The following is a 26,185-nucleotide window of genomic DNA, read 5'->3' on the forward strand; positions in this document are numbered from 1 at the left end:
CGGGGGAGCGGCGGGGATGGGGGACCATAGGGGCGTGGCAGGTATGCGAGGCAGGCAAACGGTGCGGGACATGGTCCTGTCGCTGGCGGTGATCGGCGCTCTCGTCGGCGCGATCTACATCTTCATCCCGCACGACGAGAGCGCGGACGCGGCGAAGAACGCGGTCAAGACGGTCGACTACCGCGTCGAACTGATCACGGCCCGGCGGGCGGCGCCCTACGCGGTCGCCGCGCCCGAGGGGCTGCCCAAAACCTGGCGCGCCACTTCCGTCTCGTACAAGGCGAACGAGGACGGCAAGGGCGGCGCCTGGCATCTGGGCCTGCTCGACCCGGAGCAGCAGTACGCGGCCGTCGAGCAGAGCGACGCCACGCCGCGGAAGTTCATCCAGGAGGTCACGCTCGGCGCGGCCAAGGTCGAGGGCAAGCAGGCCGTCGGCAGCAAGAAATGGGACCGCTACAAGGGCGACAAGTACAACGCACTGGTCCGCGAGGAGTCGGGGGTGACCACGGTCGTCACCGGTACCGCGCCCTACGGGCGGCTCGCCGACCTGGCCGCCGCACTGGTGGCGAAGAAGGGCTGAGCCCCTCCGGACGCCGATGAGGCCGCCGTACCCGGAGGGGTGCGGCGGCCTCATCGATGCGCGGACCTGTGCGGGACGTGTGCCCTACGGTCCCTACGGGTCCCTGCGGGTTCCCTACGGGATTCTTACGGGTTCCCTGCGGGCGTCCGCTCAGACGGTGGCGACGGCCTCGTCGAAGGTCAGCCGCGGGGAGCGCGGGGAGAAGGCGTCGGCGCCCGGCTTGCCGATGTTGATGATGAGGAAGGACTTCTGCTTGCCGTCGCCGAAGAACTCCTTGTCGACGCCGGTGAAGTCGAAGCCGGTCATCGGGCCTGCGGCCAGGCCGGCGGCGCGGATGCCGACGATGAAGTAACCGGCCTGGAGGGTGGCGTTCTGGGTGCCGGCCACCTCGCGGCGCGCGGCCTCGGAGAAGAACGTGTCCTTGATGCCCGGGGCGTGCGGGAAGAGCTGCGGCAGCTTCTCGTGGAAGTCCAGGTCCACGGAGAGGATCGCGGTCAGCGGCGCGCCGAGGGTCTTCGGGCCGTTGGCGCCCATGGCGTGGTTGACCAGGCGCTCACGGGCCTCCTGCGAACGGACCAGGGTTATCCGCAGCGGCGACTGGTTGAAGGCGGTCGGGCCGAACTTCACCAGGTCGTAGACGGCCTGGACCTGCTCGTCGGTGACCGGCTCGTCCGTGAACGTGTTGGCGGTCTGGGCCTCCCGGAACAGGAGGTCCTGAGCGGCGGCGTCAAGGGCGAGAGACATGAGGGCACCTCGGTGAGTGAGCTGGGTGTTCGGGTTCTGTGGCACTGAAGACAGTAGTGATCATGCACGTGCGACAGGGGTCGTACGGGAAACCACTGTAATCCAGATAGATTAAGATTCAACTAAACCGCGGGTGTTGTGAGACGGTTCACAGCGTTTCGCTTCCTCTGCCGCGGAGGCCGATCCACGGAGACCGGGAAGACGCCCCCTAGGCGCGCTCCGCCTCCGGCTCGTCCGACGGCTCCGTCAGCGCGGCGTCCAGTCGCGCCCGTGCGCCGTCCAGCCAGCGCCGGCAGACCTTCGCCAGTGCCTCGCCGCGCTCCCACAGCGCGAGCGACTCCTCCAGCGTCGTGCCGCCCGCCTCCAGGCTGCGGACGACCTCGATCAGCTCGTCCCGCGCCTGCTCATAGCCCAGCGTGGAGTCCACCGACTCCACCGGGGCCGCCGCGCCGGCCGCCGCACCCTGCTCCGCGTCCGCCGCGCCATCCGTCTTCGCCTTCGCCATGTCTCCCACCCTAAGAGTCTGCCTTTGCACTATTCGGGGGGTGTGACAGCGCCCGGGACGCCGTCCACCCGCACCCGGAACTCGCCCTCGGCCACCCGGGCCCGCAACGCGTCGTCCGCGTCGACCTCGCCCGGTGAGCGCACCGCCGTCCCGTCCGGCTTCTGGAGCACCGCATAACCGCGCTCCAGCGTCGCCTTGGGGGAGAGCGCGACCACCCGGGCCAGGGTGTGCGTCAGCTCCGAGTCCGCGCGGTCCAGCAGATGCCCCAGGGTCCGCCGGCCGCGCTCCAGCAGCGCGATGACCTGCTCCTCGCGGTCCTCGACCATCCGCTGCGGCCGCTGTATGCACGGCCGCTGAAGCGCCGCCGCGAGCCCCCGCTCCTCCCGCTGGAGGAAGCCGTCGACGGCGCGCAGCGCCCGCTCCCGCAGCTGCTGGACCCGGGCCAGCTCCTCGCCCACGTCCGGCACCACCTTCTTCGCCGCGTCGGTCGGCGTCGAGGCGCGCAGATCGGCGACCAGGTCCAGCAGCGGGGTGTCCGGCTCGTGGCCGATCGCCGAGACGACGGGCGTCACGGCCGCGCTCACGGCCCGCACGAGCTGCTCGTCGGAGAACGGCAGCAGATCCTCCACGCTGCCGCCGCCCCGCGCCACGATGATCACGTCCACCTCGGGGAGCGCGTCCAGCTCCTGGACGGCCGCGACCACCTGCGGGACCGCATGCACCCCCTGCACCGGCACATTGCGCACCGCGAAGCGGACGGCCGGCCAGCGGTGCCTGGCGTTCTCCAGGACGTCCCGCTCCGCGGCGCTCGCCCGGCCGCAGACCAGCCCGATCAGCTGCGGCAGGAACGGCAGCGGCTTCTTGCGGTCCGCCGCGAACAGCCCCTCCGCCGCCAGCGACTTCTTCAACTGCTCCAGCCGGGCGAGGAGTTCACCGACGCCGACCGGCTTGATCTCGGCGGCCCGCAGCGACAGCTGGCCGCGCGGGGCGTACCACTCCGGCTTGGCGTGCACCACCACCCGGGCGCCCTCGCTCACCACGTCGGCGACCTTGTCGAAGACCTGGCGGTAGCACGTCACGCTCACCGAGATGTCGTACGACGGGTCACGCAGCGTCAGGAAGACCACACCCGCGCCGGGGCGCCGCGAGAGCTGGGTGATCTGCCCCTCGACCCACACCGCGCCGAGCCGGTCGATCCAACCGCCGATGAGCCGGGACACCTCGCCGACCGGGATCGGCGTTTCCGGGGACGTAGAAACAGCCATACGAGCGAGACTAACGGCGGGCACTGACAGTGGCGGCGCTCCTGCGGTGCGTGGGCCGGACGGGCGACGGCCGGGCGAGCGGCTCCGCCGTGGCATCCACCGGCCCGCGCCGCGCCCGTCGGCTTCCCCGGCCCCACCCGTGCCCTGCCCGCGCCGCGCCCGTCGGCTCCGTCTCCGGCCCGCCCGCGCCCGGCCCGCCCCCCCCGCCCGTCAGCCCTGCAATCCGCCCGCCCGCGCCCGTTCCCGGTACTGCACCGCCAGCACCACCAGCCCCACCACCAGCCAGGCCCCGCCCACGGCCTGGGCGGCGCCGGCAGCCTTGACGATCACCGCGACCACCACGGCCAGCCCCAGCAACGGCACCACCAGATGCCGCAGCACGCTCGGCGCCCCGCCCGCCCGGCGGATCCAGAAGCAGCCGATCACCGCCGCATGCAGCAGCCCGAACGCGGTCAGTGCCCCCACGTTCACGACCGACGACAACTGCTCCAGCCCGTCGTCCCTGCGGGCCGCCCACACCGCCGCCACCAGCGTCACCAGGGCCGCCCCCAGCAGCGCCCTGCGTGGTACCCCGCTGCCCGCGTCCACCTTCGACATCGCCCCCGGCAGCCGCCGGTCCCGGGCCATCGCGAACAGCAGCCGGGCGGCCGCCGCCTGCCCTGCCAGCGCCGCGAACGCCGCGCCGACCGCCTTGCTCACCGCCACCAGATCACGCAGCCAGCCGCCCACCGCCGCATCGACCGTGGCGTAGAAGGCGCCGCCCTGCTCCCCGGGCCGGGCCGCCAGCTCCGCCGCGCTCATCGGCATCAGCAGCGCCGCCAGATACGTCTGCACGGCGAACAGCACACCGGCCACCACCAGACAGGTGAGCACCGCCCGCGCCACCCGGTCCGGCCCGCCGGGCCCCCGGCCGCCCTTCCCGGTGACCGCCGGGCCCGCGGCCTCCTCGGCGAACGACGCGATCGCGTCGAAGCCCAGATAGGAGAGCACCGCCACCGACACCGCGGCCAGCACCGCACCGACCGCGAAACCGCCCTCACCGGTCAGCGGCACGGCCCAGCCGCGCGGCGCCCCGTGCGCGAGCAGCTCGGCGGCCGCCGACACCACGAACACCGCGAGCACCACGATCTCCATGGCCAGCACCGCGAAGCCGACCCGGGCCGCGGTCCGTACGCCCCACAGGTTCAGCAGCGTGGTCACGGCCACCGCCAGCGCCGTCCACACCCACTGGTGCACGGACGGCACCAGCGCATGCAGCGCGATCCCGGAGAACAGGTACGCCACCGCCGGAATCAGCAGATAGTCCAGCATCGCCATCCATCCGGCGACGAACCCCGCGCCCTCGCCCAGCCCGACCCGGGCGTACGTATAGACCGACCCGGCCTGCGGGGCGACCCGCACCATCTGGGCGTACGAGTACGCGGTGAACGCCATCGCGACGGTCGCGACGAGGTAGACGAGGGTGATCGCGCCGTGCGACGTGGCCTGGAGCGTGCCGAAGATCCCGACCGGCGCCATCGGGGCGATGAACAGCAGCCCGTAGACGATCAGGTCCCGGAAGGTCAGCGTCCGCCGCAGCCCGCCGGGGGCGCCGGTGTGCCCGTCCCCGTCGGCGGCGGGGATGGCGTCGCCGCCCGCTCCCTGGCCGCCCGTGCCGCCGATCGTGCCCGGCATCCTGCCTCCTCGCTCCGTGCCGTCCTCAGTCTGGAACAAAGGCGCGATCTTCCCGGCAGGGCCACGGCTTTACGATGGGACGCATGACTTCCTCGCCCAGCCCGACGCCCGCTGCCACCCCGGGCGAAGACGCTCCGCGCGACCAGCGCAAGGTCCTGCTCGCCGCCCCCCGGGGTTACTGCGCGGGCGTGGACCGCGCCGTGATCGCCGTCGAGAAGGCCCTTGAGCAGTACGGCGCCCCCGTCTACGTACGCCACGAGATCGTGCACAACAAGTACGTCGTGAAAACCCTCGAGAAGAAGGGCGCCATCTTCGTCGACGAGACGGAAGAGGTGCCCGAGGGCAACATCGTCATCTTCTCGGCGCACGGCGTCGCCCCGGTCGTCCACGAAGAAGCCAAGCGCGGCAAGCTCGCCACCATCGACGCCACCTGCCCGCTGGTCACCAAGGTCCACAAGGAAGCCGTCCGCTACGCCAACGAGGACTACGACATCCTCCTGATCGGCCACGAGGGCCACGAAGAGGTCGTCGGCACCAGCGGTGAGGCGCCCGAGCACATCACCCTCGTCGACGGTCCCGACGACGTCGCCAATGTCGAGGTCCGCGACCCGGAGAAGGTCGTCTGGCTCTCCCAGACCACGCTCTCGGTCGACGAGACGATGGAGACGGTCGACGCGCTCAAGGGCCGCTACCCCAACCTCCTCTCGCCGCCCAGCGACGACATCTGCTACGCCACCCAGAACCGCCAGATCGCGGTGAAGCAGATGGGCGCCGAGGCCGATCTCGTCATCGTCGTCGGCTCCAAGAACTCCTCGAACTCCGTGCGCCTCGTCGAGGTCGCACTGGGCGCCGGCGCCCGCGACGCCCATCTGGTCGACTACGCGGAGGAGATCGACGAGGCCTGGCTGGAGGGCGTCGGCACGGTCGGTGTCACCTCCGGCGCGTCCGTCCCCGAGATCCTCGTCCACGGCGTCCTGGACTATCTCGCCCAGCGCGGCTACGAGGACGTCGAGACCATCACGGCCGCCGAGGAGTCCATCGCGTTCTCGCTGCCCAAGGAGCTCCGCCGCGATCTGCGCGCCGAGGCCCAGGCGGCCACCGAGGGCTGACCCCCGCTGCTGCCGCTTGCCGTCGGGTCCTCCTGTCGTTCCATCCCGGGGGCGAGCGGCCCCGTCGACGCCTAGCCTTTCCCCATGAAGGTCTTCGGTGTGGACATCGGTGGATCGGGCATCAAGGGTGCCCCGGTGGATCTGGAGCGCGGCGCTCTCGCGGAGGAGCGCTACAAGGTGCTGACCCCGCATCCGGCCACCCCGGATGCGGTCGCCGACGGCGTCAAAGAGGTCGTGGACCACTTCGGGTGGTCGGGGCCGGTCGGGGCGACCTTCCCCGGTGTCGTCACCGGCGGGACGACCCGTTCGGCCGCCAATGTCGACAAGGGCTGGATCGGCCTCGACGCCGCCTCCCTGCTCACCACGCGGCTGTGCGGCGAGTCCGGCGGCAGCCCCGTCACCCTGCTCAACGACGCGGACGCGGCCGGCCTGGCCGAAATGCGCTTCGGCGCGGGCGCCGGCCGGACCGGCACGGTCATCGTGCTCACCCTCGGCACCGGCATCGGCAGCGCCGTCTTCACCGACGGCCGTCTCGTGCCCAACTCCGAGCTCGGCCATCTGGAGCTGCACGGCCACGACGCCGAGAAGCGCGCCTCCACCAAGGCCAAGGAGGACGAGGAGCTGAGCTGGCAGCACTGGGCCCACCGGGTCCAGAAGTACCTCGCCCATGTGGAGATGCTCTTCTCGCCCGAGCTGTTCGTGATCGGCGGCGGGGTGAGCCGCAAGGCGGAGAAGTTCCTGCCGCTGATCGAGCACATCAGCGCGGAGATCGTGCCGGCTCAGCTTCAGAACAACGCGGGGATTGTGGGGGCCGCGATGGCTGCGTACGCCGCTCGGGCTGGCGAGCCACCTGCCGTGGACGGTTCCCCGGCCGCGGCCGCCCCCGGTCGGCCGTCCGCGCCGGCGGCCGCTCCTGCTGACCGTGCGGTCCGCTCTGCGGTCGACTCGCCGGTCGGCTGGCCCGACGCCGGGCGATGATCAGCACCCGGCGGACGATCGCGAGCAGGGCGCAGATCAGCGTGCCGGCATAGAGCCAGCCCGCGTTCAGCGCGAGCACGGTGAAGACGCCCATCAGCAGCCCGTCGAACCCGTCCGCGCCGCGCTGGATGGGCAGCGCACCGAGCGTGAACGCGATCGGCAGCGTGACCGGCGCAATGACCAGGTCGTACGGCCTGACCCACAGCGCCGCGGCGACGCCCACCAGCAGATAGCAGACGCCGTACGCGGCCGGTGCGCCGCCGAACAGCAGCCGGTCCACAAAGGCGAAGGCCAGCAGCGCCACCGTCGCCAGCAGCCAGCAACCGAGACCGGTGAGCTTGGCCGCCGGCATCCGGCGCCGCAGGGCGGGCGCCGCGGCGGGCAGGGCGGGGCGCTGCGGCCGCGCCCGGTAGACGGTCGAGGACTCCATGCCCTGTGGCAGGGCCGGGGCGCGCCCCGGGACCGCGGGTGCGGGAGCCCTGGCAGGCGCACGGGCGGGCCCGGCCTGCGCCGGACCGCGCGCCGCGGCATGGACGACCGCGGGTGCGGACGCCGGTACGGACGCGAACCCGGAGGCCCGCATCGCGGTGAGAAAGTCGTCGTCGGGATCGGGGGCCACTGCCTCCGCGGGGCGCGGGAGCCGGGCGTCCTGGCCCGCGGGCGGGCGGGCGGACCGCGGCGGGCTGTGCTGGGGGGTGCGCGCTTCGTGTTGCTCCACTCGTCAACGGTAGGCCGCTAAGTGGGATTAACCGGTTACGGGACACGCACATTGGGCCGAGCGTCGGGGCCGAATCTCCCGGGCCCGCGGGCCGGGCGGGGTGCGGCCGGTCCCGGTGGCGGCGGCGCGGGCCCGGCCGCCCCGTAGACTGGTGGATCGGCCCTCCGGGACCGTGCCCACCCCACCACCTCTCGCTCGGAAGTCGAGTCGCCACGTGTCGCTCACGATCGGAATCGTCGGTCTGCCGAATGTCGGCAAGTCGACCATGTTCAATGCCCTGACCAAGAACGACGTGCTGGCGGCCAACTACCCGTTCGCCACCATCGAGCCGAATGTCGGCGTCGTCGGCGTCCCCGACCCGCGGCTGGCCAAGCTGGCGGAGATCTTCTCCTCCCAGAAGGTCCTCCCGGCCACCGTCGACTTCGTCGACATCGCGGGCATCGTCCGCGGCGCCTCCGAGGGTGAGGGCCTGGGCAACAAGTTCCTCGCGAACATCCGCGAGTCCGATGCGATCTGCCAGGTCATCCGCGCCTTCAAGGACGAGAACGTCGTCCACGTCGACGGCAAGATCTCGCCCAAGAGCGACATCGAGACGATCAACACCGAGCTGATCCTCGCCGACCTCCAGACCATCGAGAAGGTCCTGCCGCGCCTCCAGAAGGAGTCGCGCATCAAGAAGGACATCGCCCCGAAGGTCAAGGCGGTCGAGGAGGCCAAGGCGATCCTGGAGAAGGGCGAGACGCTCTTCGCCGCGGGAATCGTCCAGGGCTCCGGCAACGAAGAGCTGCTGCACGACCTCCACCTCCTCACCACCAAGCCCTTCCTCTACGTCTTCAACGTCGACGAGGACGAGCTGACCGACGAGGACTTCAAGAACGAGCAGCGCGCCCTCGTCGCGCCGGCCGAGGCGATCTTCCTGAACGCCAAGCTGGAGGCCGACCTCGCCGAGCTGGACGAGGACGAGGCCCTGGAACTCCTCCAGTCCGTCGGCCAGGAGGAGCCCGGCCTGGCCACCCTCGCGCACGTCGGCTTCAACACCCTCGGCCTTCAGACCTACCTGACGGCCGGCCCCAAGGAAACCCGGGCCTGGACCATCAAGAAGGGCGCCACCGCCCCCGAGGCCGCCGGCGTCATCCACACCGACTTCCAAAAGGGCTTCATCAAGGCCGAGGTCATCTCCTTCGCCGAACTCGTCGAAACCGGCTCGGTCGCCGAGGCCCGCGCAGCCGGAAAGGCCCGCATGGAGGGCAAGGACTATGTGATGCAGGACGGGGACGTGGTGGAGTTCCGGTTCAACGTGTGAGCGGGGCGCTCCGCACGTGAGGCTGTCCGGCACGTGTACAGGCCGGAAGGGGCCGGGCTCAACGGAGCCCGGCCCCTTCCGTGTTCGTGTCGACGTGGTGCCGGACCTCCGTGGCGGGGCGTCTCAGGGGACGGCTCCGTTCACATCCGGGGCCGGTCTGACCACGGGACGTCCGCCTCCTCCGGGCGGTCAGTACGGCGCGCCGGACAGGACTTCGACCTTGCCGGTGTCGAGTGAGTAGTAGGCGCCGATCACGGCGAGGCTGCCCTTTTTCACGAGGGGGGCCAGGTCGTCGTTGGCGCGCAGGTCGGTCGCGGTCAGGGTGACCTGGGCGCGGGCCATGGTGTCGACCGGGTCGGCGCCGCCTTGCCGGACTGTCTGCTGGTACGCCGGCCGCAGCGCCCTGGCGATCGCCTCCAGGTTGCCGGGCAGCGGTTTGTCGTCACGGAACGACTTGTACGCCGCCTCGATGGCGCCGCAGCGCTGGTGGCCGAGGACCACGATGAGCGGTGTGCCGCTGGTCATGGGCCCGTACTCCACGGAACCTGTGACCACCGGGCCGACTGCCTCCCCGCCTGTGCGCATCACGTAGAGATCGCCCAGCCCGGTGTCGAAGAGGAGTTCAGGCGGCACCCGGGAGTCGATGCACGAGAGGACCGACCCGAAGGGCTCCTGTTTCTGGGACACGAGCTCGCGCCGGTCCGGGTCACGGTCGGGATGCTGGAGGTCCCCGCTCACCCAGCGCTTGTTGCCGTCCATCAGTCGGGTGAAGGCCGCTGCGGGCGTGGTCGGCCGCGGTTGCGGTGAAGCCTGCCGCCCCAGCGGCGAGGCGCCGGCCGTCGAGGGCTCGGAGCTCGTCGACGAGCACCCCGTGAGTGCGGCCGTGGCGACGACAAATCCGCCGGCGAGCAGAGCCCTGCGACCCGGATGTTCCGCTCCGTCCATCGGTCGTTCCCCTCAGTCAGCTGAGACGCGTGCGTACGTCCTGGCCCGGCGATTGTTCAGCGCGGTGAGGGAACTGGACGGGAGGCGCAAGCGGGCAGCGTCCGCTGTGCCACCGACGGCCCACAGAAGCGGCCCGGTCGGCTGCAGGTCATCCGCTACGGCGCGCGGCGGAGGGACCGAGGGCCCGGGGCGGGCCCGGGCCCCGATTCCTCAGGTCGGCCGGGCCGGTGACGGACCGTCCGGCCGGAGCGTCAGTTCTTGCAGGCCTTGCTCGTGTCGCCGTCCTTGCAGATGGTGACCCAGGGGCCGTCCCAGTACGAGGCGGGGCCGATGGTGGCGGTGATGTCCAGCGTGCCGGGACCGCACTGCTTCTGCGGGGACTTGTGCCAGATCTGCGGGCCCCTCGGCTTGCCTATGAAACCGACACCGACCGAGATGGTGTAACAGCCCTTCGGGGCGGTGACCGTCAGCTTGCCCTTGGCCGTCACCGCGCCGCCCTCGTCCCCCCATACGGTGGTCATCGTGCCGGAGCTGTGCGCTCCGGCGACGCTCTCGTTCCAGGGATTGGTGTACGGGTCGGATGAGGCGGCTGCGGTGGCGGTGCTCGCGGTGGCGCCGATCATGAGTGCGGCACCGGCGGCCGCGGTGGCGGCCATGAGCTTGCGCATGTCGCAACGTCCCTTCGTGGTGGTGGTGTTGCGTTGACGACAAGACGCTATGGAGGGGGCATATCGCCGCGGTATCGGCGGTTGGGGTGGTGGTGGCGGTGCAGATAGCGGTGCTGGTGGCGGTGACACGGCAGTGCCGCCTAGCCGGTGCCGGGCAGCAGATTGCCGAAGGTCTCCGGCGAACACGGGGGCGGCAGGCGGACCGGCCCCTCCCGCCGGGCACCCCTAGCGGGGAAAGAGCTGGAAGAGCGTGGCCGGGCGGCCCCGGTAGCGGTCGCCGCCGGAGCGCAGCATCTGCTCGATGAAGGTGCGGGCGTAGGCGCGTGGGTCCTGTTCGGTGCCGCGCAGGCCCGTGATGTACGCGCCGTGGGCCGCCAGTGAGGCGACCGCGCGGTCGATGCCGGGGCCGACCTCGGCGGCGTGTGTGGGGTGCGGGGAGCCGGCCACGGCCACCCAGCGGACACCGTTCCAGGGCGCCAGGCCCATCGCGCCGGCGAGCTCGGGGAAGATCCAGCGGTTGCCGGCGTCGCCCGCCGCGTCCAGGACGGCCCGGCCGACCACCCGGTGGTCCGGGCTGTTCCAGTGGCCGCCGTCCCAGGTGTCGTGGTGGTTGAGGGTGAGCAGCAGCTCGGGGCGGTGGCGCCGGATGGCCGCGGACAGGTCGCGGCGCAGCGCCCGGCCGGGCTCGATGACGCCGTCGTGATGCTGGTCGAGGAACTCGACGGTGTGGACGCCGACCAGCGCGGCGCCGGCCCGTTGCTCGGCCTCGCGGATCGTGGCGGACTCGGCCGGCGCGAGCCCGTCGATGCCCGCCTCACCGCGGGTGACCAGCAGGTAGCTGACCTCGCGTCCGGCGGCGGTCCATTCGGCGACGGCGGCCGCGGCGCCGTATTCGAGGTCGTCGGGGTGGGCGACGACGGCGAGCGCCCGCTGCCAGTCCCTGGGCATGGGGGAGAGGTGGGGTTCGGCGGGCATGGGGTCCCTTCCTTCCCGTCCTGATTCCGCGTCCTGCGTTTCCGCGTCCTGCACGTTCTGCGCCCCGCGTTTCCGTGTCCTGCTTTTCCGGGTGCCGGGTGCCGGGTGCCGTCTTCCGCCTGCCGGGCGTGGTGGCGGGCGTCGACTTGGATCGTGCTCCCTTTTCGATCGTGACATGCATGGGAGGTGGCTACCGGGTGGAAAGAGGGGGTGGGGTGGCGCGGGGTGGGGGTGTGAGGGCCTCCGGTGCCGGTTCTCGCTCGTTTACACGGGCTGAGCTGGGTTTCATCACATCAGGTGAATACCTGGCCCAAGCTTGCGGTCGGCAACGCGCGGTTGCCACGCTGTTGCTGACTGTCAAGCTGTTGGGAGGGGCACGTGCCTTTCGGTGAGCAGCCCGCGTACCTTCGCGTCGCCGGCGACCTGCGCCAGAAGATCGTCGACGGGGTGCTGCCGCCGCACACCCGCCTCCCCTCTCAGGCGCGCATCCGCGAGGAATACGGGGTCTCGGACACCGTCGCCCTGGAGGCGCGCAAGGTCCTGATGGCCGAGGGGCTGGTCGAGGGCCGCTCGGGGTCGGGCACCTATGTGCGCGAGCGGCCCGTCCCGCGCCGTATCGCCCGCGTCGGATTCCAGTCGGCGGGCGGCTGTACGCCGTTCCGGCAGGAGCAGACGGACGAACGGGTGCGGGGCACCTGGGAGTCCCACAGCGAGCAGGAGCCGGCCGGTCCGGTGATAGCGGCCCGGCTGCGCATCCCGCAGGGCGCCAAGGTGATGCGGACGCGCTATGTCTTCCGGGCGGAGGGCGAGCCGTCGATGCTCTCGACCTCCTGGGAACCGCTGGAGGTGACGGGGCGGACGCCGGTGATGCTCCCGGAGGAGGGGCCGTTGGCGGGGCGCGGGGTGGTCGAGCGGATGGCGGCCATCGATGTGGTGGTGGACAACGTCGTCGAGGAGGTCGGGGCGCGGCCGGCGCTGGCGGAGGAGGCCATGACGCTGGGCGGGGTGCCGGGGCATGCGGTGCTGGTCGTTTCGCGTACGTATTACGCGGGTGGCAGGCCCGTCGAGACGGCCGATGTGGTCACCCTCGCGGACCGTTACCGGGTCGCGTACCACCTCCCCGTGAAGTAGCCGGCCGGTCTTCTTCTCTCCCTCCGCGCGTGCGCCAGACGCCCTGTGGGTGGCCATGGTTCTCGGAGTGGCGCCCCATTTGTTCCATTTGGTGGGCAAATGGTGGCTGGATCTTGGCGTGGGAAACCTCACACAGCCTCAACTGGGCGGGATTTTCGGGCAGCTGTGGGAAGTCGACCATCCGATTCGCTCTTACGATGGCGAAGTTTGTGCACGGCACGGGGGAAGACCAGGAGACCAAGCACGTGAGCACGACGAAGACCCCGAGCGCGGAGCAGGGCTCGCACTCGAATTACCGTCGGTCCCTCGGGACCATCGCCCTGACCGCCACGGGTCTCGGGTCCATCATCGGCTCCGGCTGGCTCTTCGGGGCCGAACGCGCCGCTGCCATCGCCGGCCCGGCCGCGATCCTCGCCTGGATCATCGGTGCGCTCGTCGCTCTCACGATCGCGCTCACCTACACCGAGCTCGGATCGATGTTCCCGAAGGCCGGCGGCATGGTCCGCTACGGCCAGTACTCGCACGGCTCGCTCGCCGGATACCTCGCGGCCTGGGCGAACTGGATCGCGATCGTCTCGGTCATCCCGGGTGAGGCCACCGCCTCCGTCCAGTACATGAGCTCCTGGGACTTCGGCTGGACGCATGCGCTCTACGACGGCAAGGAGCTGACCGGCACCGGCGTCGGGCTCGCCAGCGTCCTGCTGATCTTCTACTTCTTCCTCAACTGGTTCGCGATCTCGCTGTTCGCGAAGACCAACACCGCGATCACGGTCTTCAAGGTCGTCGTCCCGGTGCTGACCGCGAGCGCGCTGATGTTCGCGCACTTCGACACCAGCAACATCGTCCACCACGGCGGCTTCACGCCGAACGGCTGGAGCTCGGTCTTCACCGCCGTCGCGGTCTCCGGCATCGTCTGGGCCTACAACGGCTTCCAGTCACCGCTGAACATGGCCGGTGAGGCCCGCAACCCCGGCAAGTCGCTCCCGAAGGCCGTCGTCTGGTCGATCGTGATCGCGCTGGTCATCTATGTAGCGCTTCAGGTCGCGTTCCTGATGGCGGTGCCGGGCGACAAGCTCGCCGCCGGCGGCGGCTGGGCCGGTCTCGGCTTCAACTCGCCGCTCGCCGACCTCGCGGTGGCCTGGGGCCTGAACTGGCTGGCGCTGCTGCTGTACGCGGACGCCTTTGTCTCGCCGTCCGGTACGGGCATGATCTACGCGGCCACCACCTCGCGCATGATCCACGGCGTGCAGGAGAACGGCCATCTGCCCGGCATCTTCGGCAAGGTGGACAAGAAGACCGGTGTGCCGCGTCCGGCGCTGCTGCTCAACCTCGCGATCGCCTTCCTGTTCCTCGCCGTCTTCCGCGGCTGGGGCTCGCTCGCCGAGATCGTCTCGGTCGCCACGGTCATCTCGTACATCACCGGACCGGTCGCGGTGATGTCGCTGCGCCGGCTGTCCCCGGACCTCAAGCGCCCGGTCAAGCTGCGGGCGATGCCGGTCATCGCGCCGATCGCGATGATCTTCGGCTCGCTGGTCCTGTACTGGGGCCGCTGGCCGCTCACCGGCAAGGTCATCCTGATCATGGCCGTCGGGCTGCCGGTCTGGGCCTGGTACGAGATCGGCAAGCCGCTGACCCAGGGCCGCAAGCCGTGGGCCCAGCTGCGTCCGCACCTCAAGGCCGGTGCCTGGATGGTGGCGTACCTGCTGGTCATGGCCGCTGTCTCGTACATGGGCGGCAAGGACTTCGGCGGCAAGGGCTATCTGCCGGAGGGCTGGGACATCCTCGTGGTCGCGGCGATCGGCCTCGCCTTCTACTACTGGGGTGTGCGCAGCTCCTGGCGCAACCCGACGCTGCTCCAGGCCGAGGCCGAGATCCAGGCGGCGGACGAGGACGACGCCGCGGAGACCGAAGAGGCCAAGGCGCCCGTCGGGGCCTGAGCCCCCCACCGCTCCATACGTTGCCCGAGCGCCTCTCGGGCCCACCGGCCACTCGCAGGCCGCTTCCGGTACGCCGGGGGCCCGCGGGTGGCCGGTTCGGTACCTCTTTGTGTAAATCCATATCCGCTGAGTGAAGGTCGGGCGTAGGGTCGGGCATATGCGGATTGCGATTTCGGCATCAGCAGACCAGGGGCGTGCAACGGCGCGCTACGCGGCGGACGGAGGGGCGCAATGACCGAGGGTGGAGCGGTGCTCCCCTGGCTCGTCATCCGCCAGGACGAAGGTGGCAACCGGTATCGCGTGGGCCGCTATGCCACCCGGGCGGAGGCGGAGCGGGTGGCCACCCGGCTCGAAACGCGGGGCCGCCAGCAGCTTTATGTGGTCGAAAAGGCCGATCGGGCGACGACCTGAGGGACGGCGGGCGGGGAAGCGGGACGAGGGCGGGAGACGTAGGCTGCCGCGCATGACGACCGTGCGCGTAGTGGTGGGCGGAGCGGTGTGCGAGCGCGGGCGGCTGCTGGCCGCACGGCGCAGCGCACCGCCTGCGCTGGCCGGCCGCTGGGAGCTGCCCGGCGGCAAGGTGGAGGACGACGAGAGACCCGAGCGGGCGCTGGAGCGAGAGCTGCGCGAGGAGCTGGGTGTCGAGGCGGCCGCCCTGGAGCGGATTCCGGGCGAGTGGGTGCTGCGGCCCGGCTATGTCCTCCAGGTGTGGACGGCCCGGCTGGTGTCCGGGGTGCCGCGGCCCCTCCAGGATCACGACGAGCTGCGCTGGCTGCTGCCCGGCGAGGAGTCCCAGGTCGACTGGCTGGACCAGGACCGCCCGGCGGTCGCCGAGGCGATGCGCCGGCTGGCGACAACGGCGGGGGCGCCGAGCGTACGGCCGTAGCCGCCGCACCGGTCCGTACGGCGTCCGGATCGGCCCGTACGACGTCCGCACCGCCCCTTGGGCCGTCGGCACCTGCCCCTGGGCGGCCCGCACCGGCCCGTACGCGGTCCACGCCGGCCCCTACGCGGCCCGCACCGGCACGTACGCGGTCCACGCCGGCCCCTACGCGGCCCGCACCGGCTCCCGGGGCCGCCATCGCGCGCCCCCGCGCCCCCTGCCCGTACGGACGCCTTCAGCGCACATACCTGCCCCCCGTCTCGGCTGCCTTGCCCCGGCGCGCCGATATGTTTCATTTGCGCCACAGTGCACCGTTGCAGGCGGTACTGGGGCATGGATATCGGGTATGTCCAGATTGACCCCTTCGGTGTAGGCAAGGGGACGGGGATGCCATCGGGCTGGGATGTGATCGGCGTGAGCGACAGCGCAGCGGCAGGGGTCCCGGAGCCGGACTCCGGGAACGTCCGCAGGCGCGGCAAGGCCTCCGGTGCACCCACGGCCGAATGGAGCTTTCCGGCCGACCCCGGTGCGGTGCGCACGGCCCGCACGGCCGTCCGGCGGGTGCTGATCGACTGGGGGCTGAACGGCGCCGCCGATATGGCCGTACTACTCGTGAGCGAGCTCGTCACCAACTCCCTGCGTCATGCCAGCGGGCCGATCGGAGTCCGTATGGTGCTGCTGAACACCGACGGGCTGCTCGTCGAGGTCTCCGATCCGCTGCCCGATCCGCCACAGGAGCGCGACGCCGCTCCTGACGACGAGGGGGGCCGTGGATTGCAGCTGGTCGCATGCAGTTCGCGGCGCTGGGGGACCCGTCGCGGAAAGAGTGGCAAGACAGTGTGGTTCGAGCTCTCGGTGGCTGGTTAGGAGAGAGGTGGGGTACTGATCGTTGCCAATTCATCGACATTCTGTAGATGGGCTGCGATCGAGACTGTGCTGTGATCGTGAAGACCGTGTTCCGGATAGCCGAGGTGCTGGATACTCAGGCGGGTCCGGTCCGGGCACGATGAGCTGGAGGGGACGGGGCTCGTGAGCGAGATGTCATCTGGCGGGGCAGAACCCGCACAGGCCGATGGTCAGGGCGGTGCGGACGGCTCCGGTGAACCAGGTGCCTTTCCGCGCGCGCGCGAGCTGCAAGGTCCGCCCATATGGCAGAGCAGCCGGCCTGGATCGATCTATGACTACATCCGCGTGGCCTCCTTCTCGCTCGGGCCCGACGGGCGGATCGACCAGTGGAGTGAGCGGGCGGAGCACATGCTCGGCATCCCCGCCCGTTACGCGCTCGGCAAGGACCCCGTCGAGGCCTTCGTCCCCCGTGAGTTGCGGGCGACCAGCCGCCGCAAGGTGTCCGAGATCCTCGACGGCCGGGAGTGGACCGGCCTGGTGCCCTACCGCAGGGAAGAGGGCGGGGGCGCCGACGGGCTCGCCGAGATCTATGTGATGCCCTCGCGCGACGAGAACGGTGAGCGGGCCGCGGTCTGTCTCGTCGTCGATGTCCGGGCGCTGCGCGGCATCGAGACCGACCTCGCCGCCTCGCAGGCCGTTTTCGGTCAATCTCCCATGGGTTTCACTCTGTTCGGCACGGATCTGCGGCTGCTGCGGGTCAACGAACGGTTCGCCACGGTCTTCGGCGGCCCGGCGAGCAAGTACCGCGGCTGCGGTCCGCACGACTTCCTGCCGCGCTCCGAGGCCGAGCGGATGACGGCCGCGCTGCGCCGCGTCCTGGAGACCGGAGAGCCGGTCACCGAAATGCAGTTGGTCGGCATGGCGCCCGGCGAGGAGGACCGTCGCCGCTGGTCGGTGTCGCTCTACCGGCTGCACGGCGCCAGCGGCCGCCCGATCGGTGTCGCGGCGCTCGCCGCGGATGTGACCGGCCGTCGGCGGGCGGAGCGCGAGGCCGCCAGCGCCCGCCGTAACCTCGCCCTGCTCAACGAAGCCGGCGCCCGGATAGGCAACTCCCTCGATCTGGAGACCACCGCCCGCACTCTTCTGGACGTCGCCGTACCGCAGTTCTGCGATCTGGCCTCGGTGGACCTCTACCAGGGCCTGCTGTCGGGCGACGAGGCCCCGCCCGGTATGAGCGACGGCAGCGCGGAGCTGCGCCGGGTCGCCTTCGCCAGCGCCGTGTCGGACGCCCCGCTCCCCACCGCCCCCGGCGACGCACCGGGCGCGGTCGCGGTCGGCGCCGTCCACCGCTACCCCTTCAACTCCCCCTGCGCGGGCGCCCTGCGGACCGCCCACGCCCAGATCATCCCGGGCCGGGAGAGTGACGACGGGCCGGAGCTGGGCGCGGTGGTGCACTCCACCCTCGCCGTCCCGATGGTCGCCAGGGACACCGTCGTCGGACTGGTGCAGTTCACCCGTACGAAGGGCAGCGAGCCGTTCGGGGAGCGTGACACCGCGCTGGCCGTCGAGCTGGCCGCGCGCGCCGCGGTCTGTATCGACAACGCCCGCCTCTACCGCCGTGAGCACGAACGCGCACTCATATTGCAGCGCAGCCTGCTGCCGCCCGGCGACCCCGAGGCCGCCGGTCTGGACATCGCCTGCCGCTACCTGCCCGGCACCACCGCCACCGAGGTCGGCGGCGACTGGTTCGATGTCATCGAACTCCCGGGCCACCGTACGGCGCTGGTCGTCGGCGATGTCATGGGACGCGGGCTGCGCGCCGCCGTGGCGATGGGAGAACTGCGCACCGCGGTACGGACCCTGGCGCTGCTGGACCTGGAGCCTGCCGAGGTGCTCTCGGCGCTCGACGAGATCGCCCGCGGGCTCGGCGGCGACGGCGAGGGCCGGTCGTCCAGCGCGCGCTCCGCCCGCAGCCGGTCCGAGGGCACGGGCGAGCCGCGGCGCTCCGCCCGGACCGCCGACCTCTCCGAGGTCTACCTCGCCACCTGCGTCTACGCCGTCTACGACCCGGTCACCCGGCGCTGTACGTTCGCCAACGCCGGGCATCTGCCGCCGGTGCTGGTCGAGGACGGCGAGGACGCGCTGCTGCTCGACGTCCCGCCGGGGATGCCGCTGGGCGTCGGCGGCGAACCGTTCGAGGAGATCGAGGTCGAGCTGCCGGACGGTGCGCTGCTGGCGCTCTACACCGACGGCCTGGTGGAGTCCCGCCACCATCCGCTGGAGGAGGGGCTCCAGGCGTTCCGGACGGCCCTCTCGGGCGCCGACCGTCCGCTGGAGGACGCCTGCGACCAGGTCCTGAGCGCCATGGACACCTCGCACGGCGAGGATGACATCGCGCTGCTGATGGCGCGGGTGCACGGGCTGCCCAAGGACGCGGTGGGCGACTGGAGTCTGGCGCCGGAGGCCCGTTCGGTGGCCCGCGCCCGCGAACTCGCCCGTGACCAGCTGACGGACTGGGGCCTCCAGGACCTGGTCGACACCACGGAGCTGCTGGTCAGCGAGCTGGTGACCAATGCGCTACGGCACGGCCACGGTGAGATCCGGCTGCGGCTGCTGCTGGACCGCACCCTGGTCTGCGAGGTCTGGGACGCCGATCTCGCCCAGCCCCGCCGCCGCCGCGCCCGGGACACCGACGAGGGCGGCCGCGGGCTCCAGCTGGTCGGTCTGCTGAGCCAGGGCTGGGGCAGCCGCCGTACCCCGCGCGGCAAGACCGTGTGGTTCGAACTCGCGCTGCCGGACGGGGAGTCGGCCGCGGTGGACCCGGCGGAAGCGCTGCTGAGCCTGTTCTAGCGCTGCTGAGCCCGTTCCGCGGACGCGGGCGGAGCCCCGGGCGCACCCCGGGCCCCGCCCGCGTCCGTTCAGTTCATTCGCCACGACGCCGGATCTTGTTCCCGAGCCACACCAGCGGGTCGTACTTACGGTCCGCGGCGCGCTCCTTCAGCGGGATCAGCGCATTGTCGGTGATCTTGATGTTTTCGGGGCAGACCTCGGTGCAGCACTTGGTGATGTTGCAGTAGCCCAGCCCGTGTTCGTCCTGCGCGCTGCGCTTGCGGTCGATACCGGACTCCGGGGCCGCGTCCAGCGGATGCATATCGAGCTCGGCCACCCGCATCAGGAAGCGCGGACCGGCGAAGGCGGCCTTGTTCTCCTCGTGGTCACGGACGACATGGCAGGTGTCCTGGCACAGGAAGCACTCGATGCACTTACGGAACTCCTGCGACCGGCCCACATCCTCCTGCTGCATGCGGTACTCACCGGGGGCCAGCTCCGGGGGCGGCACGAACGCCGGGATCTCGCGGGCCTTGGTGTAGTTGAAGGACACATCGGTGACCAGGTCGCGGATGACCGGGAAGGCCCGCATCGGCGTGACCGTGATCGTCTCCGTACGGTCGAAGACCGACATCCGGGTCATGCACATCAGCCGCGGCCGCCCGTTGATCTCCGCGCTGCACGAACCGCACTTGCCCGCCTTGCAGTTCCAGCGCACGGCGAGATCGGGGGCCTGGGTCGCCTGGAGGCGGTGGATGATGTCCAGCACCACTTCGCCGTCGTGCACCTCGACCTTGAAGTCCTCCAGGTCCCCGGAGCCGGTGTCGCCGCGCCACACCCTGAAGTGCGCCTGGTAGACGCCGGACTGCTGCTCTTCCTGCGACACGCTCACCGGCTCAGCTCCTCGTCGGTCAGATACTTCGCCAGCTCGTCCTTCTCGAACAGTTCCAGAAGGTCGCGGCGGATCGGCGGGGTCTCGCGGCGGGAGAGCCGGATCTGGCCCAGCGCCGCTTCGGCGGACCGCGCATCGCCCTGCGGACCGGCGAATTCACAGACCAGATTGATGTTGCGCCAGGTGCGGTCCATCGCCGGATGGTCGTCGCGGGTGTGCCCGCCCCGGCTCTCCTCGCGCTCCAGCGCCGCCCGCGCCACACACTCGCTGACCAGCAGCATGTTCCGCAGATCGATGGCCAGATGCCAGCCCGGGTTGTACTGCCGGTGCCCCTCGACGCCGGCCCGGCGGGCCCGTACCCGCAGATCGGCCAGCCGTTTCAGGGCCTCGAACATCTCGCTCTCCTTGCGGATGATGCCGACCAGGTCGTTCATCGCCTGCTGGAGCTCTTGGTGCAGGGTGTACGGATTCTCCGCCGGGCCCGGCTCGCGGCCGGTGTCCGCCTCGTCCTCGGCGCTGAAGGGGCGCAGCGCCTCCGCCTCCGCCGCGTCGATCTGGAGCGGGTCGGGGACCGGCCGTTCGGCCGGCGACGCCGCGTACTCGGCCGCGTGCAGCCCCGCCCGGCGGCCGAAGACCAGCAGGTCGGACAGCGAGTTGCCGCCGAGCCGGTTGGAGCCGTGCATCCCGCCGGCCACCTCGCCCGCCGCGAACAGGCCCGGTACGCCGGTCGCCGCCGCGGTGTCCGGCTCCACGTCCACCCCGCCCATCACGTAGTGACAGGTCGGGCCGACCTCCATCGGCTCGGCGGTGATGTCCACATCCGCCAGTTCCTTGAACTGGTGGTGCATCGACGGCAGCCGGCGTTTGATCACCTCGGCCGGCATCCGGGTGGAGACATCCAGATAGACGCCGCCGTGCGGGGAGCCGCGGCCCGCCTTGACCTCGGCGTTGATGGCGCGTGCGACCTCGTCGCGGGGCAGCAGTTCGGGCGGGCGGCGGTTGTTGTCCGGGTCCTCGTACCAGCGGTCGCCCTCGTCCTCGGTCTGGGCGTACTTCTCCTTGAAGACATCCGGGATGTAGTCGAACATGAAGCGCTTGCCCTCGCTGTTGCGCAGCACCCCGCCGTCACCGCGGACGGACTCGGTCACGAGGATGCCCTTCACCGACGGCGGCCAGACCATGCCGGTGGGGTGGAACTGCACGAACTCCATGTTGATCAGCGGCGCCCCGGCCAGCAGCGCCAGCGCGTGCCCGTCGCCGGTGTACTCCCAGGAGTTCGAGGTCACCTTGAAGGACTTGCCGATGCCGCCGGTGGCCAGCACCACCGCAGGGGCCTCCAGGACGAAGAAGCGGCCGGACTCCCGCTCGTAGCAGAAGGCGCCGGAGACCCTTCCGTCCGTCTTGAGGACCCGGGTGACCGTGCACTCCTGGAAGACCTTCAGCCGGGCGTCGTACGCGCCGAACTCCCGCTCGTCCTCCTGCTGCAACGAGACGATCTTCTGCTGGAGGGTGCGGATCAGCTCCAGGCCCGTACGGTCACCGACGTGCGCGAGGCGCGGATACTCATGGCCGCCGAAGTTGCGCTGGGAGATCCGGCCGTCCGCGGTCCGGTCGAAGAGCGCGCCCCAGGTCTCCAGCTCCCACACCCGGTCCGGGGCCTCGCGGGCGTGCAGCTCGGCCATCCGCCACTGGTTGAGGAACTTCCCGCCGCGCATGGTGTCCCGGAAGTGCACCTGCCAGTTGTCGTGCTCGTTCGCGTTGCCCATGCTGGCGGCGATACCGCCCTCGGCCATCACCGTATGGGCCTTGCCGAACAGGGACTTGCAGATCACGGCCGTCCGCATGCCGGCTTCGCGGGCCTCGATGGCGGCACGCAGTCCGGCGCCGCCGGCGCCCACCACGACCACGTCCCATGCCTGCCGGTCCACATGCGCCATCAGAGGGCACACCTTTCCTTAGGAGATGCTGTCGTCAGAAGAAACGCGGGTCCGTGATGGCCCCGCTGGCCAGCAGGAAGACATAGAAGTCCGCTACGGCCACGCTGATCAGCGAGGACCACGCGAGCAGCATGTGCCGCTCGTTGAGCTTGCCGACCCAGCCCCACATCCGGTAGCGGACCGGATGCTTGGAGAAGTGCCGCAGCCGGCCGCCGATGATGTGCCGGCAGGAGTGGCAGGAGAGGGTGTACGCCCAGATCAGCACGATGTTGGCGAGGAAGACCAGGGTGCCCAGGCCCATATGGCCCCAGGCGTAGTTCTCGTCGCGGAAGGTGAGCGCCGTGTCGTAGGTCAGCACGCCCGCCACCAGCACCGCGAAGTAGAAGAAGTAGCGGTGGATGTTCTGAAGGATCAGCGGGAAGCGGGTCTCACCGGTGTACTTCTTGTGCGGCTCGGCGACCGCGCAGGCCGGCGGCGAGGCCCAGAAGCCGCGGTAGTAGGCCTTGCGGTAGTAGTAGCAGGTCAGCCGGAAGCCCAGCGGGAAGATCAGGATGAGCAGCGCGGGGGACAGGCCCCACCAGCTGCCGAAGAGCTCCCAGTTGGGGCCGCCGCGCATGGTGCGGCAGTTCTCCGCCAGACAGGGCGAGTAGAAGGGCGACACATAGGGCGCGTCGTAGTAGTCGGCGTTCGCGAACGCCCGCCAGGTCGAGTAGACGATGAACGCGAACAGCCCGGCGGCGGTGCCGGCCGGCGCCAGCCACCAGCGGTCGGTGCGCAGATGACGGGCGGGGATGGTGGCACGCGAGGCGGTGTGCACACCGGTCGCGGGCGCTGGTGAGGAGGGTTCGGTTCCAGTGGCCAACGTCGGTCTCCGTGAAGGGCGCTCCGGCCGGAATGCTTTCCTCCGGGGCGGCAACGGGGTAGGGGTCTGAGTGGGGCGAGGCCACCCCTTAAGGGGCCTCCACCAGGGGTAGCCCCCCAGGGCGACCAGGGGTTGTCCCTAGGGTGCGTGGCCGTTCCTGGAGCCGAGTCCCTCGTCCTGGGCGTCGGTCCACAGCGCCGAGTTGTAGGGGGCATCGGAGATCGGCACCATCTCGTCCACAACGACGCTCTTACGGCGGGGTGGACCGGCCGCCACGCTCTGCTTCAACAGCGCGAGGCTCTCGCGCAGATGGTCCGCGTCAGTGCGGACCCGCCGGATGTCCAGACCGGCGTCGAGCTGCGTCTCCAGCCTTCCCACCGACCGGACCAGGCCGTCCAGGCTGCGTTCAACCGCCGTCAATTCGTCCTGAAGGGACATAACATGCCCTCACTTTTGAAGGTGTGGTGGGCGATCTCATGCGCCCGAGAGTGTCGCGCGTCACAGTAGGGGTTGGGAAGGGGTCGGGCGCGATTACGACTCGAACCGGTGCGTTTCGGCAACCATGCGCCGCGGCGTAGTTCGAACGCCGATACGGGAAGAGCCGGCGCGCGCGGTCGCCCGCACCGCCGCGCAGCCCCGTTTCCGCCTGCTCCAGGGGCCTGTTGTTGGGCCGGGCGGGTGGCCTTGGCGCTGTGGCCGACGTGTCGGGCGGCCGGTCCGGGCGCGGTCGCTTTCAGTAGGGGGGCCATAGATGTGATGAGCCGCAAAGTCGGCCGAACGTGGTGCGCCGGTCAGGGCCCAGGCGGCGCGCGGCGCGGCGCGGGCGAGCCCGGAGGTAACCGTCATGACCGACCACGACCACCCCTCAGGCCGCCGCCCGGTGTGCCGCGGACGCCGCTGTGCCGCGCTCATCGCGGCGGGGGTGCTGCTCCCGCTGCCGGCCCTGACCGGATGCAGCGACGACACCCGGGACACGTCCGTCGCGACGTCCCAGGACATCGCGCCCGCGCCCCGCGGCGAGCTGAAGAACGGCGGCACCCTGCGCTGGGCCGTCGACGGGATGCCCGGCACCCTGAACGCCTTCCAGTCCGACGCCGACCCGACCACCACGCGGATCGCCGGCGCGGTGCTGCCCAGCATGTTCACCATCGACGCGAGCGGCCGGCCGCAGCGCAACGCCGACTACCTGGACGCCGCGGACATCAGCACCCGCGACCCCAAGCAGGTCGTCACCTACAAGATCAATCCCAAGGCGCGGTGGAGCAACGGCACGGCCATCACCGCTGCCGACTTCATCGCCCAGTGGACCGCGCTGCGCGGTAAGGACAACGCCTTCTGGACCGCCCGCAACGCCGGCTACGACCGGATCGCCAAGGTCGAACAGGGCGCGGGCGCCCACGAGGTCAAGGTCACCTTTGCCCGCCCCTACGCCGACTGGAAGTCCCTGTTCACCCCGCTCTACCCCAGGAGCGTGATGGGCAGCGCCGACGCCTTCAACGACGGCGCGCGCGAGCAGCTCAAGGTCGGCGCCGGTCCGTTCCTGGTCCAGAAGCGGGACGCCGAGGCGGGCCATGTCGTCCTCGTACGCAACCCGAAGTGGTGGGGCGAGCCCGCCAAGCTCAAGAAGATCGTGCTGGAGTCACTGCCCGGCGACAAGCGGGCCGCGGCGCTCGCCAACGGGAGTGTCGATGTCGCCGCGGTCGACCAGGTCGCCGCGAAGCGGGTCGCCTCCGCCCGCCGCGCCGCATCCCACGGCCCCAAGAAGGCCGGCGACGGCAATGCGGCCCCGCAGGGCGACAAGAACCGGGCCGGTGCCCGGTCGGACGCCAAGACCGTCGCCGCGGAGAACGCCGCACTGCGCGACTACACCATCCGCAAGGCGCTAGAGCCCGCCTACACCCAGCTCGCCCTCAACGGCAGCAGCGGGCCGCTGGCCGACGACCGGGTGCGCCGCGCGGTGGCCCGCGCCATCGACCGCCAGGCGCTCGCGGACACCGTCCTCAAGCCGCTCGACCTGCCGTCCCGCCCGCTCGGCAGTCATCTGCTGATGGCCGAGCAGCACGGCTATCAGGACCACAGCGATGCGCTCGGCGGCCAGGACACCGGTGCGGCCAAGGCGCTGCTCGCCGATGCCGGCTGGAAGAGCGACGGCGCCGACCGTCAGCAGGCCGGTGAGAAGGCGGGCGCACCGGCCCCGGACGCGGGGCGTGCCGACGGGGACGAGGACGGCTTCGACCCGTCGGACGACCGCTACGGGGACGAGTCCGCCGACGACCGGTCGGAGGGCGAATACGACGCCGGTGCCGACGACCGCAACCCGGCCCGCTCCGGCCACGCCGCCCCGCCCGCCAGGGGCGACCAGGAAGGCGTCCGGCCCGCCGCGGCCGAGGCCCCGCTGTCCTTCACGGGCGCGGTGGGCTCCGAGGTGCAGCAGTCCGCCCTGCTGCGGCAGAGCGCCTCGTTCTACAAGGAGGCGGCCGCCAGTGAGAAGGAGGGCGCGGACGGTGACACCGAGTCCGCGGCGTACGCCAAGTACAAGCGGTACAAGAAGCGCGCGGCACAGGCGCTCGGCGCCGCCGAACTGATCGAGACCGGACAGGCCCCGCATCTGCCGGGGTCGGGCGGCCACCCGGGCGCCCTGCACGCGGCCGCCGAGCGGCGTGCCGACGCGGTGGCCGCACCGCTGCCGGCCGGGCACAAGGAGGGCAGGATCGCCGCCGTCAAGAAGAACGGCAGGCCGCTCACCCTGCGCTTCGTGCTTCCCGACGGTGCCGGCTCCCAGCAGCTGCGCACCGTCGGGCGGCAGATCGCCACGATGCTCGGCAAGATCGGCATCCAGACCTCCCTCCAGCGGGTCTCCGACGCCAGCTACTTCCAGGACCACATCGCCTCCGGCGACTTCGACCTGGCGCTGTACTCCTGGCCCGGCACCGCCTACCCGGCGACCGACGCCCGGCCGATCTACGCCAAGCCGCAGCCCGCGCCCGACGGCTCGCTGACCGTCGAGCAGAACTACACCCGGGTCGGCACCGACCACATCGACCAGCTCTTCGACCAGGCCGCCTCCGAGCTGGACGAGGGCTCCTCGCGCACGCTGATGGCACAGACCGACGCCCGGATCTGGGCGGCCGCCGGATCGATTCCGCTCTACCAGCGGCCCGAGCTGGTGGCCACGAAGAAGACGCTCGCCAACGTCGGCGCCTTCGGCTTCGCCACGCCCCGCTTCCAGGACATCGGCTACCAGAAGTAGGGCCGCATCTCCGCGGATAAAAGGTAAGAAATCGCAGGTCAGGCGGTGTGCGTACGGGCTGCGGCGGCCAATGCTGCCGCAGCCCCGTACGATGGGGTGAGGCCGTGGCTTCGTTATGCCCGGCAGGTGCGCGTACCGCATGGACGTGCCGCCA

At 71.1% G+C, this 26,185-nt stretch carries 22 protein-coding genes and 1 pseudogene; 11 read left to right on the plus strand and 12 right to left on the minus strand.

Annotation, left to right across the window (positions count from 1 at the left end):
• The first annotated feature begins 43 nt into the window (after positions 1-43).
• Positions 44-580 (plus strand): DUF4245 domain-containing protein, encoded by a 537-nt coding sequence (locus IF67_RS0102020; protein WP_078889224.1) that lies wholly within the window; start codon positions 44-46, stop codon positions 578-580.
• Between the two features lie 150 nt (positions 581-730).
• Here IF67_RS0102020 and IF67_RS0102025 read toward each other — a convergent pair whose 3' ends face one another.
• The 4 genes from IF67_RS0102025 to IF67_RS0102040 form a co-directional block, all read right to left on the minus strand.
• Positions 731-1,324 carry a malonic semialdehyde reductase gene (locus tag IF67_RS0102025; RefSeq protein ID WP_030981456.1) on the minus strand — a complete coding sequence of 198 codons (594 nt, stop codon included), beginning with the start codon at positions 1,322-1,324 and terminating at the stop codon, positions 731-733.
• Positions 1,325-1,532: 208 nt separating this feature from the next.
• Positions 1,533-1,829, minus strand: a complete 297-nt coding sequence (locus tag IF67_RS0102030) for an exodeoxyribonuclease VII small subunit (RefSeq protein ID WP_030981457.1) — start codon at positions 1,827-1,829, stop codon at positions 1,533-1,535.
• A gap of 29 nt (positions 1,830-1,858) precedes the next feature.
• Entirely contained in the window at positions 1,859-3,094 is a 1,236-nt protein-coding gene (gene xseA, locus IF67_RS0102035; protein ID WP_030981459.1) for an exodeoxyribonuclease VII large subunit, read from the minus strand.
• Between the two features lie 210 nt (positions 3,095-3,304).
• Positions 3,305-4,768, minus strand: a complete 1,464-nt coding sequence (locus tag IF67_RS0102040) for an APC family permease (protein ID WP_030981461.1) — start codon at positions 4,766-4,768, stop codon at positions 3,305-3,307.
• 83 nt (positions 4,769-4,851) lie between these two features.
• Between IF67_RS0102040 and IF67_RS0102045 the strand changes: the two genes are divergently transcribed.
• The gene (locus tag IF67_RS0102045; RefSeq protein ID WP_030981463.1) at positions 4,852-5,877 is read left to right on the plus strand and encodes a 4-hydroxy-3-methylbut-2-enyl diphosphate reductase; all 1,026 of its coding nucleotides are present in this window, start codon (positions 4,852-4,854) and stop codon (positions 5,875-5,877) included.
• 84 nt (positions 5,878-5,961) lie between these two features.
• Positions 5,962-6,855 (plus strand): polyphosphate--glucose phosphotransferase, encoded by an 894-nt coding sequence (ppgK, locus tag IF67_RS0102050; protein WP_030981465.1) that lies wholly within the window; start codon positions 5,962-5,964, stop codon positions 6,853-6,855.
• Positions 6,856-6,868: 13 nt separating this feature from the next.
• On the opposite strand, the pseudogene IF67_RS45925 reads toward ppgK, so the two are convergent.
• Positions 6,869-7,438: pseudogene (locus IF67_RS45925) on the minus strand (DUF6542 domain-containing protein); the annotation flags it as partial.
• Positions 7,439-7,787: 349 nt separating this feature from the next.
• Between IF67_RS45925 and ychF the strand changes: the two are divergent.
• A complete protein-coding gene (gene ychF, locus IF67_RS0102055) occupies positions 7,788-8,876 on the plus strand; it encodes a redox-regulated ATPase YchF (protein WP_030981467.1) in 1,089 nt (362 codons plus the stop codon).
• A gap of 189 nt (positions 8,877-9,065) precedes the next feature.
• Here the strand turns inward: ychF and IF67_RS38705 are convergent, their stop codons facing one another.
• From IF67_RS38705 to IF67_RS0102070, 3 genes are all read right to left on the minus strand, one after another.
• Positions 9,066-9,821: a carbonic anhydrase gene (locus IF67_RS38705; RefSeq protein WP_030981469.1), complete on the minus strand. Its 756-nt coding sequence runs from the start codon at positions 9,819-9,821 to the stop codon at positions 9,066-9,068.
• 251 nt (positions 9,822-10,072) lie between these two features.
• Positions 10,073-10,489, minus strand: coding sequence for a hypothetical protein (locus IF67_RS0102065; protein WP_030981472.1), 417 nt, complete (start codon positions 10,487-10,489; stop codon positions 10,073-10,075).
• A 225-nt stretch (positions 10,490-10,714) separates the two neighbouring features.
• Entirely contained in the window at positions 10,715-11,464 is a 750-nt protein-coding gene (locus IF67_RS0102070) for a PIG-L deacetylase family protein (protein WP_030981473.1), read from the minus strand.
• A gap of 378 nt (positions 11,465-11,842) precedes the next feature.
• Here IF67_RS0102070 and IF67_RS0102075 point away from each other — a divergent pair, with 378 nt between their 5' ends.
• The 6 genes from IF67_RS0102075 to IF67_RS0102100 all read left to right on the plus strand — a co-directional run bounded on the left by IF67_RS0102075 (position 11,843) and on the right by IF67_RS0102100 (position 19,111).
• A complete protein-coding gene (locus tag IF67_RS0102075; protein WP_030981475.1) occupies positions 11,843-12,595 on the plus strand; it encodes a GntR family transcriptional regulator in 753 nt (250 codons plus the stop codon).
• 197 nt (positions 12,596-12,792) lie between these two features.
• The gene (locus IF67_RS0102080) at positions 12,793-14,532 is read left to right on the plus strand and encodes an APC family permease (RefSeq protein ID WP_234340948.1); all 1,740 of its coding nucleotides are present in this window, start codon (positions 12,793-12,795) and stop codon (positions 14,530-14,532) included.
• A 231-nt stretch (positions 14,533-14,763) separates the two neighbouring features.
• Positions 14,764-14,943 carry an SPOR domain-containing protein gene (locus IF67_RS0102085; protein ID WP_030981477.1) on the plus strand — a complete coding sequence of 60 codons (180 nt, stop codon included), beginning with the start codon at positions 14,764-14,766 and terminating at the stop codon, positions 14,941-14,943.
• Positions 14,944-14,995: 52 nt separating this feature from the next.
• Complete coding sequence (locus IF67_RS0102090) at positions 14,996-15,418, plus strand: (deoxy)nucleoside triphosphate pyrophosphohydrolase (RefSeq protein WP_030981478.1); 423 nt, start codon at positions 14,996-14,998, stop codon at positions 15,416-15,418.
• A 402-nt stretch (positions 15,419-15,820) separates the two neighbouring features.
• Complete coding sequence (locus IF67_RS0102095; protein ID WP_030981479.1) at positions 15,821-16,282, plus strand: ATP-binding protein; 462 nt, start codon at positions 15,821-15,823, stop codon at positions 16,280-16,282.
• Positions 16,283-16,453: 171 nt separating this feature from the next.
• On the plus strand, positions 16,454-19,111 hold the full coding sequence (locus IF67_RS0102100; protein ID WP_420708600.1) for a SpoIIE family protein phosphatase: 2,658 nt from the start codon (positions 16,454-16,456) through the stop codon (positions 19,109-19,111).
• Between the two features lie 73 nt (positions 19,112-19,184).
• On the opposite strand, the gene IF67_RS0102105 is transcribed toward IF67_RS0102100, so the two are convergent.
• The 4 genes from IF67_RS0102105 to IF67_RS0102120 all read right to left on the minus strand — a co-directional run bounded on the left by IF67_RS0102105 (position 19,185) and on the right by IF67_RS0102120 (position 23,219).
• Complete coding sequence (locus IF67_RS0102105; RefSeq protein WP_030981481.1) at positions 19,185-19,982, minus strand: succinate dehydrogenase/fumarate reductase iron-sulfur subunit; 798 nt, start codon at positions 19,980-19,982, stop codon at positions 19,185-19,187.
• Positions 19,979-21,919, minus strand: a complete 1,941-nt coding sequence (locus IF67_RS0102110; protein WP_030981482.1) for a fumarate reductase/succinate dehydrogenase flavoprotein subunit — start codon at positions 21,917-21,919, stop codon at positions 19,979-19,981. Before IF67_RS0102110 ends, IF67_RS0102105 begins: the two co-directional genes overlap by 4 nt.
• Before the next feature lie 34 nt (positions 21,920-21,953).
• Positions 21,954-22,781, minus strand: coding sequence for a hypothetical protein (locus IF67_RS0102115; RefSeq protein ID WP_030981483.1), 828 nt, complete (start codon positions 22,779-22,781; stop codon positions 21,954-21,956).
• A gap of 138 nt (positions 22,782-22,919) precedes the next feature.
• Positions 22,920-23,219, minus strand: a complete 300-nt coding sequence (locus tag IF67_RS0102120) for a hypothetical protein (protein ID WP_030981484.1) — start codon at positions 23,217-23,219, stop codon at positions 22,920-22,922.
• 406 nt (positions 23,220-23,625) lie between these two features.
• On the opposite strand from IF67_RS0102120, the gene IF67_RS0102125 reads away from it, so the two are divergent.
• Positions 23,626-26,031: an ABC transporter family substrate-binding protein gene (locus IF67_RS0102125; RefSeq protein ID WP_030981486.1), complete on the plus strand. Its 2,406-nt coding sequence runs from the start codon at positions 23,626-23,628 to the stop codon at positions 26,029-26,031.
• The last annotated feature ends 154 nt before the right edge of the window (positions 26,032-26,185 follow it).

It is taken from the genome of Streptomyces sp. NRRL S-1813 (genome assembly GCF_000719605.1).
Classification (GTDB): Bacteria; Actinomycetota; Actinomycetes; order Streptomycetales; family Streptomycetaceae; genus Streptomyces; species Streptomyces decoyicus.